Source organism: Streptomyces sp. PCS3-D2, assembly GCF_000612545.2.
In the GTDB taxonomy this organism is placed as follows: domain Bacteria; phylum Actinomycetota; class Actinomycetes; order Streptomycetales; family Streptomycetaceae; genus Streptomyces.
Window position 1 is genome coordinate 5444184 of record NZ_CP097800.1, and the last position, 18337, is coordinate 5462520.

General features: G+C 73.3%; 16 protein-coding genes. 4 read left to right on the forward strand and 12 right to left on the reverse strand.

Annotation, left to right across the window (positions count from 1 at the left end; translation table 11 throughout):
• Positions 1-125: 125 nt before the first annotated feature.
• Positions 126-926, reverse strand: a complete 801-nt coding sequence (locus AW27_RS24240; RefSeq protein WP_037927273.1) for a site-2 protease family protein — start codon at positions 924-926, stop codon at positions 126-128.
• Positions 927-948: 22 nt separating this feature from the next.
• On the opposite strand from AW27_RS24240, the gene AW27_RS24245 reads away from it, so the two are divergent.
• Complete coding sequence (locus AW27_RS24245) at positions 949-4479, forward strand: AfsR/SARP family transcriptional regulator (RefSeq protein WP_304949906.1); 3531 nt, start codon at positions 949-951, stop codon at positions 4477-4479.
• 56 nt (positions 4480-4535) lie between these two features.
• On the opposite strand, the gene AW27_RS24250 is transcribed toward AW27_RS24245, so the two are convergent.
• The 3 genes from AW27_RS24250 to panB all read right to left on the reverse strand — a co-directional run bounded on the left by AW27_RS24250 (position 4536) and on the right by panB (position 7413).
• Positions 4536-5387: an ABC transporter permease gene (locus AW27_RS24250; RefSeq protein WP_037927268.1), complete on the reverse strand. Its 852-nt coding sequence runs from the start codon at positions 5385-5387 to the stop codon at positions 4536-4538.
• Positions 5384-6406: an ATP-binding cassette domain-containing protein gene (locus tag AW27_RS24255; protein WP_370466550.1), complete on the reverse strand. Its 1023-nt coding sequence runs from the start codon at positions 6404-6406 to the stop codon at positions 5384-5386. The genes AW27_RS24250 and AW27_RS24255 overlap by 4 nt, the downstream gene beginning before the upstream one ends.
• Before the next feature lie 137 nt (positions 6407-6543).
• A complete protein-coding gene (gene panB, locus AW27_RS24260; RefSeq protein ID WP_037927265.1) occupies positions 6544-7413 on the reverse strand; it encodes a 3-methyl-2-oxobutanoate hydroxymethyltransferase in 870 nt (289 codons plus the stop codon).
• Between the two features lie 288 nt (positions 7414-7701).
• Here panB and AW27_RS24265 point away from each other — a divergent pair, with 288 nt between their 5' ends.
• Positions 7702-8730: an endonuclease/exonuclease/phosphatase family protein gene (locus tag AW27_RS24265; RefSeq protein ID WP_037927262.1), complete on the forward strand. Its 1029-nt coding sequence runs from the start codon at positions 7702-7704 to the stop codon at positions 8728-8730.
• Between the two features lie 75 nt (positions 8731-8805).
• Here the strand turns inward: AW27_RS24265 and AW27_RS24270 are convergent, their stop codons facing one another.
• The 4 genes from AW27_RS24270 to AW27_RS24285 form a co-directional block, all read right to left on the reverse strand.
• Positions 8806-10560 carry an NAD+ synthase gene (locus tag AW27_RS24270; RefSeq protein ID WP_037927258.1) on the reverse strand — a complete coding sequence of 585 codons (1755 nt, stop codon included), beginning with the start codon at positions 10558-10560 and terminating at the stop codon, positions 8806-8808.
• Between the two features lie 62 nt (positions 10561-10622).
• Positions 10623-11858, reverse strand: coding sequence for a DUF4190 domain-containing protein (locus AW27_RS24275; protein ID WP_037927255.1), 1236 nt, complete (start codon positions 11856-11858; stop codon positions 10623-10625).
• Between the two features lie 112 nt (positions 11859-11970).
• A complete protein-coding gene (locus tag AW27_RS24280; RefSeq protein ID WP_037927252.1) occupies positions 11971-13551 on the reverse strand; it encodes a multicopper oxidase family protein in 1581 nt (526 codons plus the stop codon).
• 152 nt (positions 13552-13703) lie between these two features.
• Positions 13704-14081 carry a hypothetical protein gene (locus AW27_RS24285; RefSeq protein ID WP_037927250.1) on the reverse strand — a complete coding sequence of 126 codons (378 nt, stop codon included), beginning with the start codon at positions 14079-14081 and terminating at the stop codon, positions 13704-13706.
• Positions 14082-14156: 75 nt separating this feature from the next.
• Here AW27_RS24285 and AW27_RS24290 point away from each other — a divergent pair, with 75 nt between their 5' ends.
• Both AW27_RS24290 and AW27_RS24295 read left to right on the forward strand, forming a co-directional pair.
• Complete coding sequence (locus AW27_RS24290) at positions 14157-14858, forward strand: DUF998 domain-containing protein (protein WP_037927246.1); 702 nt, start codon at positions 14157-14159, stop codon at positions 14856-14858.
• Positions 14855-15778, forward strand: coding sequence for an alpha/beta fold hydrolase (locus AW27_RS24295; protein WP_052031217.1), 924 nt, complete (start codon positions 14855-14857; stop codon positions 15776-15778). The genes AW27_RS24290 and AW27_RS24295 overlap by 4 nt, the downstream gene beginning before the upstream one ends.
• A gap of 19 nt (positions 15779-15797) precedes the next feature.
• Here AW27_RS24295 and AW27_RS24300 read toward each other — a convergent pair whose 3' ends face one another.
• The 4 genes from AW27_RS24300 to AW27_RS24315 all read right to left on the reverse strand — a co-directional run bounded on the left by AW27_RS24300 (position 15798) and on the right by AW27_RS24315 (position 18218).
• Positions 15798-16214 carry a CBS domain-containing protein gene (locus tag AW27_RS24300; protein WP_037927243.1) on the reverse strand — a complete coding sequence of 139 codons (417 nt, stop codon included), beginning with the start codon at positions 16212-16214 and terminating at the stop codon, positions 15798-15800.
• Between the two features lie 173 nt (positions 16215-16387).
• A complete protein-coding gene (locus tag AW27_RS24305) occupies positions 16388-17083 on the reverse strand; it encodes a DUF305 domain-containing protein (protein WP_037927241.1) in 696 nt (231 codons plus the stop codon).
• Positions 17080-17712 carry a thioredoxin-like domain-containing protein gene (locus tag AW27_RS24310; protein WP_106967678.1) on the reverse strand — a complete coding sequence of 211 codons (633 nt, stop codon included), beginning with the start codon at positions 17710-17712 and terminating at the stop codon, positions 17080-17082. The genes AW27_RS24305 and AW27_RS24310 overlap by 4 nt, the downstream gene beginning before the upstream one ends.
• 131 nt (positions 17713-17843) lie before the next feature.
• Positions 17844-18218, reverse strand: coding sequence for a hypothetical protein (locus tag AW27_RS24315; RefSeq protein WP_037927237.1), 375 nt, complete (start codon positions 18216-18218; stop codon positions 17844-17846).
• Positions 18219-18337: the final 119 nt, after the last annotated feature.

The following is an 18337-nucleotide window of genomic DNA, read 5'->3' on the forward strand; positions in this document are numbered from 1 at the left end:
ACCCTGCGCCGATCCGCTCAAGGGCCCGCTCGATGATCTCGTCGTGTGTCTGCACGGCGGGCCATGCCAGGTGCCGGCCGGGCCGGCGGTGAAAGGATTCTCCGCCGCCGGTCCGGGCCGCGCGGCTAGTCCTGCGGGACCTCGCAGATGCCGCTGCCCTCCTGCCAGAAGCGGTACAGCTCGCGGCCGCAGTACGTCTCCAGGTCCGACACGCCCAACGCCGACAGCACGCCGTCCACCGTGTCGAAGAAGACGACGTTGACCTGCGGGATCCACAGCAGCGCGAAGACGGCGATCAGGCCGAACGGCGCCAGCGGCGCCATCTCGCGCCGCACCCGGTACGACAGCCACGGTTCGATCACCCCGTAGCCGTCGAGGCCCGGCACCGGCAGGAAGTTCAGGATCGCCGCCGTCACCTGGAGCATCGCAAGGAAAGCGAGCGCGTAGCGGAAGGCCGGCGGTACCCCGTCCAGGGCGTCCAGCCAGAACGGGGCCGTGCAGACGACGGCGAAGGCCACGTTCGTCAGCGGTCCGGCCGCCGAGATCAGACTGTGCTTTCCGCGCCCCCGGATCCGGTCGCGCTCGATGAAGACCGCGCCGCCCGGCAGACCGATCCCGCCCAGGATCACGAAGACCACCGGCAGGACGATGCTGAGCAGCGGGTGGCTGTACTTGAGCGGGTCCAGCGTCAGGTAGCCCTTGGCGCCGACGGTGAGGTCGCCGCCGTGCAGGGCGGTCCGGGCGTGTGCGTACTCGTGCAGGCAGAGCGAGACGATCCACGCCGACGTCACGAAGAGGAACACGGCGAGGCCGGTGCTGGTCGAGTACCCCGTCCACACCGCCCAGGCCGTGATCGCCATGACGGCGAAGACGCCGAGGAATACCGAACTGATCCGCCGCTCGTGGCGCGTGCCCTGATGACCCATGCCGGGAAACCTATCCCGGGCCATGCGGGGAAAACGGTTCGGGGCCGGGCCGGGCACCGGGGACAATGGGCCGGTGCGCTACGCGATTCTCGGCCCCGCCCAGGTCCTTCGCGACGACGGGACCCCCGTGGCCGTCGGCGGTGCCCGGCTGCGCGCGCTCCTGACCGCGCTCGCGCTGCGCCCGGGACGGGTGGTGCCGACCCGGCTGCTGGTCGAGCAGGTGTGGGACGGCGATCCGCCGGCCGACGCCGTCGCCGCCCTGCAGGCCCTGGTGGCCCGGCTGCGTCGGGCGCTGGGACACACCGCCGTGCTGTCCGCCGACGGCGGCTACCGGCTGGTCGCCGAGCGCGAGGACGTCGACCTGTACCGCTTCGAAGCGCTGGTCCGGGCCGGCGCCGGGGCGCGGGATCCGGCCGAGGCCGCCGCCTCGTACGGGGAGGCCCTCGCCCTGTGGCGCGGACCCGCCCTCGTGGACCTGCCCGATCCGGCCGTGGAAGCCGCGCGCTGGGACGCCGTACGGATGGACGCGCGCCGGGGCCGGCTCGCGGCGGCCCTGGCCCTCGGCGAGGCCGAGCGCTCCCTGCCGGAGCTGACCGCGCTGTGCGCACGGCAGCCGCTGGACGAGCCGCTGCAGGCGCTGCGGATCCTGGCCCTGCGCGACGCGGGCCGCCCGGCGGAGGCCCTGTCCGCCTACGACGAGGTCCGCCGCGATCTTGCCGAACGGCTCGGCACGGACCCCGGCCCGGCCCTGCGCGCCCTGCACGCGGAACTCCTGGCGCCTGCGGAATCCGGTCCGGGCACCGGGCCCGCGGCCGCCGTTCCGAGGTCCTCGCCCCCGGCCGGCGCCGAGCACCCGCCCCACGCCCCGGCCCCGTACGGCACCCCGGCCCCGCCCCAGCTCCGGGCCACGGCTCCGGTTCACGCCCCGGGCGGTGCCGCGGTCACGGCTGCGGACCCGGCCCGGCCCGGGGCCGCCGTCCCGCCCGCGCCCGCCGCCACCCCCGCTCCGCCCGGCCGGGGCACCGGCAACCTGCGGGCCCGGCTGACCACCTTCGTCGGCCGGGAGGACGACATCCGCGTCATCGGCGACGATCTTGCGCGGGCCCGGCTCGTCACGCTCCTCGGGCCCGGCGGCGCCGGCAAGACCCGGCTCTCGCAGGAGGCTGCCGAGGCGCACGAGCCGCGCGGCGGATGGCCCGACGGCGTGTGGCTCGTCGAGCTGGCCCCCGTCGACGACCCCGAGGACGTCGCCGAGGCCACGCTGACCGCCGTCGGCGCACGGGAGACCACGCTGCGCGGCGCCGCCGCCGAGGAACTGCGGGCGCTGACCGATCGCGGCGACGACCCCCTCGACCGGCTCGTGGAGCACTGTGCGCACCGCCGTCTGCTGCTGGTGTTGGACAACTGTGAGCACGTTGTCGAAGCTGCTGCGGCGCTTGCTGAACGCCTCCTTACGCATTGCCCTGGTGTTCAGGTCTTGGCCACCAGCCGCGAACCCCTCGGTGTGCCTGGGGAGATGGTTCGTCCGGTGGAACCGCTGCCCGACCCGATTGCGCTGCGGTTGCTGGGCGACCGTGGGGCGGCGGCCCGTGCCGGGTTTGCGGTGGAGGAGGATCCGGTCGCCGCTGCGGAGATCTGCCGTCGTCTCGATGGGCTGCCGTTGGCGATCGAGTTGGCGGCGGCGCGGCTGCGGCTGTTGACCCCGCGGCAGATCGCGGATCGGTTGGACGATCGGTTCCGGCTGTTGACCGGTGGTTCCCGTACGGTCCTGCCGCGTCAGCAGACCCTGCGTGCGGTCGTCGACTGGTCTTGGGACCTGCTTGACGAGGCCGAGCGCACGGTCCTGCGTCGGCTGTCGGTCTTCGCGGGCGGCTGTGACCTCGCTGCCGCCGAGGCCGTGTGCTCCGATCCGGCCGGGGACGGCGTCGCGGACGTCGCCGACACCCTCGGCTCCCTGGTCGACAAGTCCCTCGTGGTCGCCGCCCCCGCCCCCGACGGCACCGCCATGCGCTACCGACTCCTGGAGACGGTCGGCGAATACGCCGCGGAGCGCCTCGCCGAGGCCGACGACGAACGGGAGGAGACCACCGGCCGCCACCTCGTCCACTACCGCGAGCTCGCCCGGACCAGCGAGCCCCTGCTCCGCGGCCACCGCCAGCGCGAGGCGGCCGAGCGGCTCGCCACCGAGTACGAGAACCTCCGTACCGCGCTGCGCCGGGCCGTCGCCACCCGCGACGCGGACGAGGCGCTCTGCCTCGTCCACTCCCTGGGCTGGTACTGGCACCTGCACGACCAGCGCGCCGAGTCCCGGCACTGGGCGGAAGCGGTCGCGACGCTCGGCCCCAACCCGTTCGCGGCGCCCGTCGTCCCCGCGGAGCCGGTGTACGGGCAGCTCGTGGACTCGCCGCCGCCCTACGGCGGAGAGGTGCTCACCGAGGCCTGGCGCGCCCTGCACCTGCTCCGGCTGGTGGCCCGGGACCAGACCAGCAAGGACTGGGACGATCCCGAGGTCCGGTCGCTGATCGACGGGGTGATCGCCGCCTACCGGCCCGGGCTCCCGCAGACCTGCCGCATGCCGGGCTCCCTGTGGATCTACGCCGTCATGATCGCGGGCAATGCCGAGCTGCTCAAGCAGGTCGTCGACGCGACCGTGGCCACCGCCCGCACGCTCGGCCGGAACTGGGAGCTCGCATCCGCCCTCCAGTTGCGCGCCAACATCCTCGCCAACCGCGCCGACTGGGCGGGCGACGCCTCCCGCGACGCGGACGAGAGCCTGGAGCTGTTCCGGGACCTCGGTGACGACTGGGGCTGCGCGGAGGCGCTCTCCGCCCGCGCGGAGTCCCGCGAGCGGCGGGGCGAGTACGCCCTGGCCGCCCGCGACTACCGCGAGGCGATCGCCTACGCCGAACGTCTCGGCGCGAAGGCGCAGGTGACGGTGTTGCGTGTGCGGATGGCCGGCATGCTCACCGAGAACGCCGAGATCGCGGAGGCGGAGCGGATCCTGACCGACATCACCACCTCGGTGCAGCAGTCCGGCAGCGAGGCGATGCCCGCCGCCCGGATGTTCCTCGCGGGCATCCTCGGCCGCACCGGCCGGATCCCCGAGGCCCGCGTCCAGATCCAGGTGCTGCGCGAGGAGTTCGCCTTCGGCGCGTACGCCGTCTTCAACGTCTTCCTGCTCGCCACGACGGCTTGGCTGGACAACCAGGACGGCTGTTTCGAGGACGCCCTGCAGGGGATTCGCGACGCCACGTCCGCCTTCCTGCATCCGCTGGCGCTGATGGTCGCCCCGCACCTGCCCGCGACGTTCCTCCTGACGGCCGCCGTCTCGCTGGTGTCGCCCGGCGGACCGCAGCGGGAGTACGACGGCGCGCGGCTGCTCGGCGCCTATCACGCGCTGCTGCCGCCCGACCACTTCCCCGTGACCACCGAGCGCGAGGACTTCGCCTTCGCCGAGAAGCAGGCGCGGTCGGTGCTCGGCGACACGGCCTACCGAGCGGCGTACGCCGAAGGCGGCGGCCTCACGCTGGAGGAGGCCACCGCCCTGGTCTGACCCGTCCCCCGACCGGGGCCCGTCCGGGACGCGATCCGGAGCAGGCCGGCCGCGGGTCAGGTCTTCTGGCGGAACTTGCGGACCGCGAGCGGCATGGTGACCGCCGTGATGGCCAGCGACCAGAGCAGTGTCATCCACACCGAGTCGCCGACGGGGGTGCCGTTGATCAGGGCGCGGGCGGCGTCCGCCAGGTTCGACAGCGGGTTGTAGTCCGTGAAGGACTGCAGCCAGCCCGGCATCGTGGACGGCGGGGCGAAGATCGAGCTGCCGAACTGCAGCGGCATCAGGACCAGCATCGCCATGCCCTGGACGGCCTGGGCGGTCTTCATGGTGAGACCGAGCAGGATGAAGATCCACATCAGGGCGCTGCCGAAGACGGCCGACAGCCCGACGGCGAGGAGCAGGTCCAGCATCGAGGACTTGATCGACAGGCCGAGCAGGAAGCCCACGCCCAGCAGGATCGTGATGGCCACCAGCATCCGGCCGAGCTCGACGACGATCTTGGCGAGGAGCACGGACGACCGGGCGATCGGCATGGACCGGAACCGGTCCATCACGCCCTTCTTGAAGTCGTCGTTGACCCCGGTCCCCACCGCCATCGCGATGTTCATGCCCATCATGGCCATCAGGCCGGGGACCACGTAGTTCACGTAGTCGGCCTGGTTCCCCTTGCCGGAGATCGCGCCGCCGAAGACGAACACGAACAGCAGCGTGAAGATGATCGGCATGAACAGGACGTCGAACATCGACTCAGGGTCCTGCTTGATCTGCAGGGCGTTGCGGCGCACCAGGGCGCCGATGTGCCGCAGGTTGGCCCGCAGGCCGATCCGTCCCTCGCCGTGCCCGGCCAACGCCCGGGCCGGACCGGGGGCGGTGGGAGCCGGCTTCGTCGTGGTGGCGGCGCTCATGCCGCGACCTCCTCGGTCGTGTCGGTGGTGACGCGGTCCTCGGTGAACGTGGGCTTCTGGCCGGTGATGGCCAGGAACACCTCGTCGAGGCTGGGCAGGTAGGTGCCGAGGTCGGCGATCGCGTACCCGCGGGCGGCCAGCAGGCCGACCACGGCCGTCAGCTGCTCGTCGCTCAGGATCGGGACGAGGAGCACCCCCTCGTCCGGCACCGCCTGGGAGCCGGCCACGCCGTCCAGTCCGGCCTCGGCCAGCGAGCGGGCCATGCCCGGCAGGTCCGAGGAGGACACGGGACGGATCTTCAGGGTGCGGCCGCCGACGCGTGCCTTCAGCTCGTCGACCTTGCCGTTGGCTATGACCTTGCCGCGGTCGATGACGGTCAGCTCGCTCGCGAGCTGCTCGGCCTCCTCCATGTACTGCGTGGTGAGCAGCACCGTGGCGCCTTCCGCGACCAGGGACTGGACCTCGTCCCACACCTCGTTGCGGGTGCGCGGGTCGAGACCGGTGGTCGGCTCGTCCAGGTAGATCACGGCCGGCCGGCCGATCAGCGAGGCGGCCAGGTCGAGCCGGCGCCGCATGCCGCCGGAGTAGTGCATGGCGGCCTTCTTCGCCGCCTCGGTCAGGGAGAAGCGCTCCAGCATCTCGTCCGCGCGCAGGCGGGCTTCCTTGCGGGAGAGGTCGAGCAGCCGCCCGATCATGTAGAGGTTCTCCCAGCCGGAGAGCTTCTCGTCGACCGAGGCGTACTGGCCGGTCAGGCCGATGGTGCGGCGCAGCTGCCGGGGCTGTCGGACCACGTCGAAGCCGGCGACGGTCGCCGTCCCGGCGTCCGGGACGATCAGGGTGGACAGGCAGCGCACCAGCGTGGTCTTGCCGGCGCCGTTGGGGCCGAGGACTCCGAGGACCGTGCCCTCACGGACATCGAGGTCGACACCGTCGAGGGCCCTGGTCTCGCCGTAGTGCTTGACCAGCCCCCGCACCTCCACGGCGTTGGGGTTCTTGTCGTTTCGCGTCATGCCCACCATGGGACCAGGGGCCACTGACAAAGCACCGACAGGCGACCGACAAAGGTACGACAGACATACGACAGCCCGCCGACGCGCCGGTAGGCGGTCGGCGGGCTGCCGGAGCGGGTCACCTCACGTCAGCGGGCGCGTCCGGGTCAGTGGAAGGCGTGCTGCTCCTGCGGGAACGCCCCGCCGACGACGTCCTCGGCGAAGGCCTTCGCCGCGTCCGTCATGGTTTCGCGGAGCTTCGCGTACTGCTTGACGAACTTCGGCATCCTCCCGCCGGTCAGGCCCATCATGTCGGTCCACACCAGGACCTGGGCGTCGCACTCCGCGCCCGCGCCGATACCGACCGTCGGGATGTGCAGGGACCGGGTGACCTCGGCGGCCAGTTCGGCCGGAACGAGCTCCAGCACCACCGCGAACGCACCCGCGTCCTGCGCCGCCTTCGCGTCGCGCAGCAGCTGGTGCGCGGCTTCGTCGCCGCGGCCCTGCACCCGGTAGCCCATGGCGTTGACCGACTGCGGGGTCAGGCCCAGGTGGGACATGACGGGGATGCCCGACTGCACGATCAGCTCCGTCTGGGCCAGCGAACGCTCGCCGCCCTCCAGCTTCACGGCGCCCACTCCGGCCTCCTTGACCAGGCGGGTCGCGCTGCGGAGCGCCTGCACGGCGCCCTCCTGGTACGAGCCGAACGGCATGTCGCCGATGACCAGCGCGCGGCTGGTGCCGCGTACGACGGCCGCCGAGAGCATGGTCATGTGGTCCATCGTCACCGGGACGGTGGAGTCGAAGCCGAGGTGGCAATTGCCCATCGAGTCGCCGACGAGGATGACCGGGATGCCGGACTCGTCGAAGACGGACGCGGTCATCGCGTCGTAGGCGGTGAGCATGGGCCACTTCTCGCCGCGTTCCTTGGCGAGGGTCAGGTCGCGGACGGTGATGCGCCGGGTGCCCGTGCCTCCGTACAGGGTGGGGGAGGCCGCGGCTGCGGGTTCGCGGGCAGGCGAAACGGCATGCGTCATTGCAACTGCTCCTTGTGTCATCTCGAGGCACCCTCACGGTGTCCCCGGACTCACCCACCATGGTGGCATCCCCGGGGCCGTGGGCGGAAGTGGTGCGCCGGGCACGCCACGCCGGGCACGCCAATGTGCGCGTTTCGTGACAAGCGGAACCCGCTGCGTACGGCCGTTCGTCCTTCCGGACGTGCGACCGCGACGAACGGTCGTGATGTACGGCACGGAAGGCTCCGCTTCATCGCCTAGGGTCAGGAGGCGGGGACGGAGCGCGAGCACGGCAGTGAGGGCAGCGGCATGGCACAGGCGTACAGGACGGAACCGGGGAGCGGCGGCTCGGAGCGCGAGCCCTCCGGGTCCCGTTTCCGGCGCCGGCTGGCCGGTCTGAGCAGGGATCCGGGGATCTGGCGGCGGGGACGGGTCCTCGCCGCGATCGCCGTGCTGCTGTCACTGGTCATGATCTTCCATGCCGAGCTGCCCAACGACGTGGGCAACCTCGGCAGCCTCACCGAGACGTTCCTGCCGTGGCTGGGCCTGGCGGTTCCGTTTCTGCTGGGGGGCGCGTTCTTCCGCCGGTCGGCGACCGCTCTGGTCGCGGCCCTGCTGCCCGCCGTGGTCTGGCTGAATCTTTTTGGCGGCCTGGTCTTCGACAAGTCCGGCACCGGCGGCGACCTCGTCGTCGCCACCCACAACGTCGACGCCGACAATCCCGACCCGGGCGGCACCGCCGCCTCGGTCGCCCGCTCCGGGGCCGACGTCCTGGCCCTCACCGAGCTCAAGGGCAGCGTCGTCCCCGTCTACGAGAAGGCCCTGGCGGGCACGTACAAGTACCACGCGGTCGAGGGCACGGTCGGCCTGTGGAGCAAGTATCCGCTGAGCGGCAGCGCGCCCGTGGACATCCGGATGGGCTGGACGCGGGCCATGCGGGCCACCGTGGCCACCCCGCAGGGCGAGGTCGCGGCGTTCGTCGCCCACCTGCCCTCGGTCCGCGTCAAGCTGAACGCGGGCTTCACCGCCAACCAGCGCGACAACAGCGCCGACGCGCTGGGCGCCGCGCTCGCCGCCGAACCCCTGAAGAAGGTCGTCCTCCTCGGCGACCTGAACGGCACCATGAACGACCGCGCGCTGTCCGAGGTCACCTCGCAGATGCGCTCCACCCAGGGCGCGGCGGGCGACGGCTTCGGCTTCAGCTGGCCGGCACAGTTCCCGATGGCCCGCATCGACCAGATCCTGGTCCGCGGGATCCGGCCCGAGGCCTCCTGGACCCTGCCCCGCACGGGGAGCGACCACCTGCCGGTCGCCGCGCGGCTGACGGTCGGCACGTAGCGGCGCGGGCACGGCGGCGCGCGGGGTCCCGCCGGCGGGCGCCGGTCCGGGGCCCCGCCCGCGGCGCCGCGCCCCCTACGCCCGCTCGCGCCAGCCGTTCGTGATCGGCAGCCGGCGGTCCTTGCCGAAGCCCTTCGCGGAGATCTTCGTGCCCGGCGGGTACTGGCGGCGCTTGTACTCGGCCGTGTCGACCATCCGCAGGATCTTCGCGACCAGCTCGGCGTCGAAGCCGGAGGCCACGATCTCCTCCAGACCCTGGTCCCGGTCCACGTACAGGGCGAGGATCGCGTCGAGTACCGGGTAGTCCGGCAGCGAATCGGTGTCCACCTGCCCCGGACGCAGCTCGGCGCTCGGCGGCTTCACGATCGAGTTCTCCGGGATCGGCGGGGTCTCGCCGCGCTCGGCCGCGGCCCGGTTGCGGTAGCGGGCGAGCCGGAAGACGTCGCTCTTGTAGAGGTCCTTGATCGGGCCGTAGGCGCCGACCGAGTCGCCGTACAGGGTGGAGTAGCCGACGGCCAGCTCCGACTTGTTGCCGGGGGCCAGCACGATGTGGCCCTCCTGGTTTGAGACGGCCATCAGCAGGGTGCCGCGCAGCCTGGACTGCAGGTTCTCCTCGGCCAGGCCGGTCAGGCCCAGCGAGTCCATGTAGGCGTCGAACATCGGCTCGATCGGCACGGTGCGGAAGTTCAGGCCGGTGCGCTCGGCCAGGTCGGCCGCGTCGCCCCGGGAGTGGTCCGAGGAGTACTTCGAGGGCATCGAGACGCCGTACACGTTCTGCGCGCCGACGGCGTCGCAGGCCAGCGCGGCGACGAGCGCGGAGTCGATGCCTCCGGAGAGTCCGACCAGGACGGAGCGGAATCCGTTCTTCTTCACGTACGCGCGCAGGCCCACCACCAGCGCGTCGTAGACCTCCTCGTCGTCGTCGAGCCGGTCGGCGTAGCCACCGGTCACGACCGGCTCGTACGGCTCCACCGGATCCTCGGACAGGACGACGCGGTCGATGCGCAGGCCGTCGTCCACCAGGCCCTCGGGGGCGTCGGCGCGCGCGGCGGGCAGATCGAGGTCGACCAGGACGCAGCCCTCGGAGAACTGCGGGGCGCGGGCGATGACCTCTCCGTCGGCGCCGACGACGATCGAGTCGCCGTCGAAGACCAGCTCGTCCTGGCCGCCGATCATCGCCAGGTAGGCGAGGGTGCACCCGGCCTCCTGGGCGCGCTTGCGCACCAGTTCGAGGCGCAGGTCGTCCTTGTTGCGCTCGTAAGGGGAGGCGTTGATCGAGACCATCAGCCCGGCCCCGGCGGACCGGGTGGCCGGAACCCGGCCGCCCTCCTGCCAGAGGTCCTCGCAGATGGCCAGGGCCACGTCGACGCCGCGCACCCGGATCACCGGCTGGGTGTCGCCCGGCACGAAGTAGCGGAACTCGTCGAACACGCCGTAGTTGGGCAGGTGGTGCTTGGCGAAGCGCAGCACCACCCGGCCGCGGTGCAGGACGGCCGCCGCGTTCTCCGGGGAGCCTGCCGGGCGCCCGAGGCGGGGCGTCGCCCTCTCGGTCCGGTCGAGGTAGCCGACGACGACGGGCAGTTCGCCGAACCCTTCGTCGGCCAGTCGTTCCGCGAGTGCGTGCAGGGCGCCGCGGGAGGCCTCGACGAAGGAGCCGCGCAGGGCGAGGTCCTCGACGGGGTACCCGGTCAGCACCATCTCCGGGAACGCCACCAGGTGGGCGCCCTGCTCGGCGGAGTGCCGGGTCCAGTGGACGACCGAGTCGGCGTTGGCGGCGATGTCGCCGACGTGCGAGTCGATCTGATTCAGAGCGAGGCGTAGTTGAGGCACGGGGCCCAGTCTAATCGTCTTTCTGACGCGATGTCCTGGGCCCCGCCTTCCACGAGGCCGCGTCAGCCGACGGGGCCGGCGAACCTCACGTCGTCGAGGAGGGTTCCGGCGGCGATGTCGGCGGTGATGCTCCTGGTGCCCTCGGGGAGCTCGAACGCCACCACACCGCTGGCGGATTCGCCCGGCAGGATGGTTCCCTTGACCATCTTCGGGACGGTGGTGCCGCCGCCGATGTCGAAGACCATCTCCGCGGTCATGCCCTTGTCGTCGCGGACGTCGGGCACCGCGTAGATCACCTCGTGCGGCGCGGTCGAGCCGTTGGTGATGGTGATGGTGATCTGGACCGCGTTCTTGACCTGCTCGCGGGCGATGATGCCCTTCGGCTCGTACTTCGTGGGCTTCGAGAGGCTCACCTTGATGCCGTTGGAGTGGGTGAAGGTCTCGCCGAACGGCAGCGCGCTGGTCAGGCCCGGAACCTGGGAGGGCGACGCGGACGGCCAGGGCTCGCCGCTCGGGTACAGGCCGTCCAGGTCCAGGTCGTCCTCGTCGATGCCCTCCTCGATGCGGCTGACGGCCTGCTCGGCGACGGAGACGGTCAGGAAGCCGCCGCCGACCGAGGCGACGATGCCCAGACCGGCGAGGACGGTCCCGATGACGGCCATGGACTTGTTCGGGCCGCCCTTGTTGGCGCGCACGATGGCGCCGGTGCCCAGGCCCAGGCCGGTCAGGGCACAGATGCCGCCGAGCCAGAACAGGAACGGCACGACGCCCAGGACGATGGCGAAACCACCGAGGATCAGGGCGGCGACGGCCAGGCCGTTGGTGGCCGGAACGGCCTGCGGGTAGCCGCCGTGCGGGACGGATCCGTAGCCGTGAACGGGCTGCGCCCACAGGTCGGCGGGGCCGCCGGGAGCCCCGGGAGCGCCGAACGGCGGGGCCGGGACGGGGGTGGGCGGGGCGAACGCCGGGGGTGCCGGGGCCGGTTCCGCGGCGGGTGCCTGGGGAGCCTCGGCGGCGGGCGCCGCGGGCGCGCCGGGAGCCTCCGGGGCCACCGCAGCGCAGGGGGCCTCGGCGGCCGACGCCGCCTCCGACGCCGCCTCCGACGCCGTCTCCGGGGCTTCCCGGGCCGGTTCCGCGGCAGGCTCGGGCGTGGCCGGGGGCTGGTCGGTGGCCGGGGCCTTGTCGAGGGAGAGCGGCTGGGCGGCCGCCGGTATCGGGGCCGTCTCGGGATCGGGCGTCCGCGCCGGTTCCGTCGGCGGGCCGGAGGGGGAGCTGGGCGGGTTCGGCGGGGTGGTCATACCGGCGGAAGCGTCCTTTGTCGCGGCTGTCGTGATCAGAGCAAGGGTGCCATGCCGGTGGCGAACGTCCTTCCGAATTCCCGCCCGCCCCCTCCCGCGGGAGGTCCCGGACCTACAGCCGGTAGCCGATCACCGTCATCATCCCGGACTCCGAGTGGTAGACGTTGTGGCAGTGCGTCATCCACAGCCCCGGGTTGTCGGCGTCGAAGTCCGCCGTCAGACGCCCGCCCGGCAGGACGATCGCGGTGTCCTTGCGCGCCCCGCCCGGCTCCGAGCCCAGCGCGAAGCTGTGCCCGTGCAGGTGCACCGGATGCCACATCGGGGTGGCGTTGCGGAACTCCAGTCGGACCCGCTCGCCCGCCGTGACCGGATGCCGCTGGTCCGGCGTGTACGGGGTGCCGTCGAAGGCCCAGTCGTAGCGGGTCATGGAACCGGTCAGCCGGATCTGCACCGTACGGTCCGGCTCCCGGGCCGCCAGCACGGCCGGACCGGCGGCCCGCAGCGCGTCCGCCATCAGCGGCCGCGACTCCAGCTCGGCGGGCCGGGTCGCCGCCGTGGGGGCGGTTCCCGTCCCGGTGCGCAGGACCGCCAGCGCCGACCCGTCCTTGCCCTCCGCGAGCGCGGTGAGCGGGAACACCCCGTCCCCGGCGGTGACCAGGACGTCGTAGCGCTCGCCCATGCCCAGCAGCAGCGAACGCGCCGTGGTGTGCTCGACCGGGAAGCCGTCGGTATGGGTGACCGTCAGCTCGTGCCCGCCGAGGGCGATCCGGAAGGCCGTGTCCCCGCCGGCGTTCACGATGCGCAGCCGGATCCGGTCCCCGGGGCGGGCGGTGAACACGGACGGGTCCTCCGGCACCCGGCCGTTGACCAGGTAGTGCGGGTAGACGACGTCGCCCGCGTCCTTGCCGAGGACATCGCTCTCGCCGCCCGTGCGGACGTGGGCGTGCCCGTGGGCGCCGCCCGTGGACTGCGCGCCCATGCCCTTGCGGAGCTCGGCGAGGACGGCGTCCGGGGTGGCCCCGTCCACCCCGTCGATCCAGTCGTCGAGGACCACCACCCACTCCTTGTCGTAGGAGAGCGGCTCCTTCGGGTCCTCGACGATGAGCGGCGCGTACAGGCCGCGGTCCTGCTGGACACCGGTGTGCGGATGGAACCAGTAGGTCCCCGGGTGCATGACGGCGAACTTGTAGGCGAACGACCCGCCCGGGGCGATGTCCCGCTGGGTCAGCCCCGGGACCCCGTCCATGTCGTTGCGCAGCGCGAGGCCGTGCCAGTGCACGGAGGTGGCCTCGGGGAGGTTGTTGGCCAGGGTGAGGGCCAGGGTGCCGCCCGCGGTGGCGCGGACCTCCTGGCCCGGCAGCCGGTCGCCGTACGCCCAGGAGCGCACCGTGCGCCCGCCCCCGAGGTCCAGCGTGGTGGCGGTGGCGGTCACCTTGACCTCGGTGAGCGGGCCGGTGGCGTCGCGGGCGGCCTCGGCGGCCCGGACCTCGGGCCCGGACGGGTCGACGTACCCCTCGGGCCCGTCGGCCCGCGGGCCGCCGTGGTGCACGGAACCGTGGCCCGCACGGGATTCCGCGGCAGAGCCCTGGGGTCCGGCGGAGCCCGGAGCCGTGGAGCAGGCGGCGAGCAGCCCGGAGCCTGCCGCGGCCGCGGCGGCGCCGAGTACGGAGCGACGGGTGGGGAGACAGCGCAAGGGAGCACCTCGGGGTGTGGGGTGACGGGTTCACGGGCACGGTCCGGCGGCACGGCACGGCACGGCACGGCACGGAGGACCGCGGGCCCGGCGGTACGGCTGCGGCGCCGGGGACCGGGCGCCGGGGTCGAGCGCCGGGGGCCGGGCCGGGCCTATATCCGGCGTACCGCCGGCCGGGCGAGGAGGCAGCGGGCGGCCTCGGCGGGAACGGCGCGGCGGACCGCGGGCCCGGGGTGGCCGGTTCCGGTCCCGGCCGGCACCGCCCGCCGGGGGGCCCGCGCCGGCTCCGCGGCCGCCTCCTGGGCCGCGCCGCGCGCCTGCGGTGGCGCGGCAGGGATGTGGTGAGCGCCACCGCGCGTCGTGGCGCCGGAGGCCCCCGCCGAGGCAACGCACCGGGCCGGGGACACGTCCTCCATGGTGCGGGGCTCAGCAGGACGGCCCGGGAAGAGCAGGGCGACGGCGCCCAGCAGCAGCGCGGCCAGCAGGAGGAGCCGGGACCCCGGGGCGGCTCGCCGAGCACTGCGCGTCATGGCCGGAACCCTACCCGGGGTGGGTATCCGATCGGCGGAGGAGCGACCCCGAGCTTGATGAGGATCAGTCACACCATGTCCACACATCGGCCCTCTTCGCGCACCGCCTGGCCGGTCGCCCTCCTGATCGGCCTCGCCGGGGCGGCCTACACCGCATGGGTCCTCGAAGTCGTCCTCTCGACGGGCCTGAACCCCATCGAGACGTACGTGAGCGAGCTCGCCGCCCAGGACCAGCCGCTCGGCGGCCTCTTCCGGGCCACCGACTTCATCGCCGGGACGCTCGCCTTCGCCGGCGGCCTGCTCGCGCTGGTACGGCTGCTGAAGCACGCCGAGTCCCGCCGCCCCTGGGCGGTGGCCGGCTGGGCCGGCGTCACCCTCTTCGGAGCGGCCACCGCGGCCGACGCCTGGCTGCCGCTGAGCTGCACGCCCACCGCGGACCCCGAATGCGCCGCCCGGGAGACCGCCGGACTCGTCCCCGCCACCCACCAGGCCCACGCCGTCAGCAGTACCCTCGCCATGACCGGGGCCCTCGTGGGACTCGTGGCCCTGACCGTCGCCGCCCGCCGCTACGGCTGGTTCGCCCCGCTCGCCCGCTACGGCCCCGCGCTGGTCGCCCTGGAGCTGCTCGCCACGACCTGGACCCTGTCCGCCATCGCGATGTTCACGGCCGGACGCGGCACCTGGGCGCTCGGCGCCGGCCAGCGGCTCCAGGTCCTGCTCGTGGCGATCTGGCTGGGCCTGCTCGCCCACTCCGTCCACAAGGAGCACCGCACATGACCGTCCCCCAGGGGCCGTCGCCCGGAGAGACCCGCAGCCCGGGCACGGGCCTCTTCCTGAACGTCGACGGGACCGCGCTGCACGTCGTCGTCGAAGGCCGGGGACCGGTGTGCGTGCTCAGCGCCGGACTCGCCATGGCCTGGTTCGACTGGGACGCCGTCGCCGCGCTGCTCGTCGCCCACGGCCGCACCGTCGTCCGCTTCGACCGTCCCGGACACGGCCTGAGTGCCCCCGCGACCGCACCGCCGACCACCGCCGGGGAGGCCCGCCGGATCGCGGGCCTCCTCGACGCCCTGGGCCGCGGCGGCCCCACCGCCGCCCCGGTCACCGTCGTCGGGCACTCGATCGCCGCCTTCCACACCGAGGCCTTCGCCCGGCTGTACCCGGAGCGCACCGCCGCCCTGGTCCTCGTTGACGCCAGCACCGAGGAGGACGCCCGTACGGTCCTGCCCGCCGCGCTGCGCACCGCCGCCGCCCGCCTCCTCGGCCGGGCCGTGACCGCCGCCGGACTGCCGGCCGCGCTGGGCCCGGCGGCCCGGCGCGTCACCGTAGGGGCCTCCCGGACGGGCGGCGGCGACCCGGCCGCGCCGGACCTCGTACGCCGCTGCTACCGCACCGGCCGCGTCTGGCGCGGCGCCCTCCTGGAGAACTCCCGCTACCTGGACATGGCCGCCGAACTGGCGGCGCTGCGCCGGACCCGGCGGCTGACCGCCCCCACCACCGTCCTGGCCGCTCACGACGGGACGTCCGGCCGCGGTGCGCTGCGCTGGATGGGCCGCCAGGCCGACCTCGCCGACCGGCTCGGTGCCCGCTTCGAGGTCGCCGAGCCCGCCGGACACCTGGTCATGCTCGACCGTCCGGACCAGGTGGCCCGGACGGTCGTGGAGACGAGTGGGCGTGGCCGGCGCGACGGATTCTGACGGGCCGGCCGCCCCGTCACTACCGGGCGTAGACCTTCTCGACGAAGCCCGCCAGCTGGTCCTCGGACAGGTGCTGGGCCAGATCGGCCTCACTGATCATGCCGACCAGCTTCTTGTCCCTGATCACGGGCAGCCGCTTGATCTGGTGGCTTTCCATCTCGTCCAGCACGGCGGACACGTCCGCACCGGCGTCGATCCAGCGCGGAGTGCCCTGGGCCACGTCCCCGCACGTCATCTTGGAAGGGTCCAGGCCCTTGGCCACACAGTTCACGACGATGTCGCGGTCGGTGACGATCCCGCACAAACGTTCTTCGGTGTCGCTGATGGGCAGCGCACCCACATTGAGCCGGGCCATCAGCTCGGCGGCACGGTCAAGGGTCTCGTGCGCCGGGATCCACCGGGCCCCGGGGTGCATGATGTCTGCGGCGGTGGTCATTGCTGAACCTCCTGAGCACGCCGTTCACGGCCGGGTACGGACGCACCCGGCGCGGCGTCCCCATCGGGATGCGGCCGTTCGGCCCATCCGACGACCCCCGAACGGCGGAGCACACGGAGCACACGCCCGTACGGGTGAGAGGGCGCCTCCCCCCACCGTACGAGCGTGTCCCGTCACCCGCGCGGTGTGGCTCCGCGCTGCTTGAGCATGTCCGCCATCAGGGTGAGCTCCGAGCGCTGCGCGTCGACCATGCCCTGCGCCAGCTGCCGCTCGACGGGCGTCACGCACTGCTGCGCACACCCCTCGGCCATCGTCACACCGCCCTTGTGGTGGTCGGTCATCAGCTGGAGGAAGAGCACCTCCGCGTCCCGCCCCGAGGCGGCGCCGAGCTGCTCCAGCTCCTCCCTGGTGGCCATGCCGGGCATCAACGCACCGGGCTTGGCGGACCCGTGCCCGGCGTGTCCGCCGTGGCCCGCCGAGCCGCCCATCCACGCCATCGGCGGCTCGCCGGCCACCACCTTCGGCAGCCCCCACAGGTCCAGCCAGCCGAGCAGCATCCCGCGCTGGTTCGCCTGGGTGTTGGCGATGTCGAAGGCGAGGGTGCGCACCGCCTCGTCCTGCGTGCGGTCCCGCACGAGGAAGGACATTTCCACCGCCTGCTGGTGATGGACTGCCATGTCCCGGGCGAAGCCGGCGTCGGCGGAGCGCAGCCCCGGCGTACCGGGCTCCGTGCGGGCCGCCGGAGCACCCGAAGCGGACCCGGTCCCGCCGCCGCTCGCGGCGGCGACCGTGGCCGCCGCCGCGAACAGCAGCGCCAGCAGGACGGCCGTGCCAGCGGCCCAGTAGGTACGGGGGATCGGGCGGCTCACGAGCCGGCCACCCCGCTCGTGCAGGCCGCGCCGGGCTCCGGCGTCTGCTCACCCTGCACGTACTTGGTGAAGAACTGCGCCACCCGCGGATCGTCCGCGCTCTCGACGGTCAGCTGCTTGCCCCACGCGCTGAGCATGATCGTGCCGGTCTGCGCCCCGACCGGGCTCATCAGCGTGTACGGGGTCTTGCTCACGGTCGCGGCGAGCTTGTCCACATCGGCCGGGGCGGCCTTGTCGTTGTAGGTCACCCAGACCGCGCCGTGCTCCAGCGAGTGGACGGCGTTCACCTCGGGCACCGGGTTCTTGTAGACGTCGCCGTTGCAGTTCATCCAGCGAGGGTGGTGGTCACCGCCGACCGGCGGGTTCATCTCGTACTTCACCGGCGTCTCGACGTGGTTGCGGCCGAGCTTCTTCACGTCCCAGAGCTGCTCGCCCTCGACCGGCTTCCTGCGGATCTCCTCCGCCTCCCTGCGGAGCTTCTCCGCGGCGGCCGCCTCGCGCTTCTCCTCCTGCTTCTGCTCGATCAGCACCCAGGTGCCGAAACCGACGAGGCCGACGACGACCGCCGACGAGACGGTGATCGCGATCGCCTTGTTGCGCCGCTCGCGCGCCTTCTCGATGCGGCGCATCTCGGCTATCCGCGCCTGGCGGGAGTTCGGGTCGGTGTGCTGGGGGTGGGGGGTCCTGCCGGACGTGCTGGCCATGTGCCCTGGTTCCTTCGTGTGAAGAGGGGGGTGGACGGAACGCGAAACCGGACCCGTCAGGTCCGCAGCACCTGGAGAACATGCAGGTCGGGGGCGCGTGCCAGCGTCTCGGGCGGCCGGACCCGCCCCGCCGCCGTCGCGTACGAGCACGGCGGCGTGCCGCCGCCCGTCACGGCCACGGCGGGCGGCGGCACGGGCAGCACGGCAGGGGGCACGTGGGCGCGGGAGGAACAGCCGGGCAGCTCGTACGGGGACACGCAGACGGCGTGCTCCGTACCGTGCGCTCGCACCTCGGAGGCGGCGGGCGACTCGCCCGAGCGGGCGCAGAGGAGCCACGCGCCGGCCAGCGCGCCGAGGACCGTCAGCAGGACGGCGCGCCGGAGCGCGGAACGTCCACGACGTCCCTGCTGCGTGTGCTCCCGGCCCCCCATGGGCGCAGATGGTAATGCTCAGGGCTGTGCCGAGGTCAGTGCGGGGGTGCCGCGAGCTTTCGCGGGTGCGTAATGTGGCGGAAACCACCACTGGCGATACTGGGCCGGCCCGCGTGCGC

Coding starts and splice junctions, on each gene's coding strand:
- AW27_RS24300 (WP_037927243.1), bottom strand. CDS start 16,214: ATGACCACCGCCGCAGACATCATGCACCCCGGGGCCCGGTGGATCCCG.
- AW27_RS24315 (WP_037927237.1), bottom strand. CDS start 18,218: ATGGGGGGCCGGGAGCACACGCAGCAGGGACGTCGTGGACGTTCCGCG.
- AW27_RS24295 (WP_052031217.1), top strand. CDS start 14,855: ATGACCGTCCCCCAGGGGCCGTCGCCCGGAGAGACCCGCAGCCCGGGC.
- AW27_RS24255 (WP_370466550.1), bottom strand. CDS start 6,406: ATGGTGGGCATGACGCGAAACGACAAGAACCCCAACGCCGTGGAGGTG.
- AW27_RS24285 (WP_037927250.1), bottom strand. CDS start 14,081: ATGACGCGCAGTGCTCGGCGAGCCGCCCCGGGGTCCCGGCTCCTCCTG.
- AW27_RS24240 (WP_037927273.1), bottom strand. CDS start 926: ATGGGTCATCAGGGCACGCGCCACGAGCGGCGGATCAGTTCGGTATTC.
- AW27_RS24245 (WP_304949906.1), top strand. CDS start 949: ATGCGGGGAAAACGGTTCGGGGCCGGGCCGGGCACCGGGGACAATGGG.
- panB (WP_037927265.1), bottom strand. CDS start 7,413: ATGACGCATGCCGTTTCGCCTGCCCGCGAACCCGCAGCCGCGGCCTCC.
- AW27_RS24310 (WP_106967678.1), bottom strand. CDS start 17,712: ATGCGCCGCATCGAGAAGGCGCGCGAGCGGCGCAACAAGGCGATCGCG.
- AW27_RS24275 (WP_037927255.1), bottom strand. CDS start 11,858: ATGACCACCCCGCCGAACCCGCCCAGCTCCCCCTCCGGCCCGCCGACG.
- AW27_RS24265 (WP_037927262.1), top strand. CDS start 7,702: ATGGCACAGGCGTACAGGACGGAACCGGGGAGCGGCGGCTCGGAGCGC.
- AW27_RS24290 (WP_037927246.1), top strand. CDS start 14,157: ATGTCCACACATCGGCCCTCTTCGCGCACCGCCTGGCCGGTCGCCCTC.
- AW27_RS24250 (WP_037927268.1), bottom strand. CDS start 5,387: ATGAGCGCCGCCACCACGACGAAGCCGGCTCCCACCGCCCCCGGTCCG.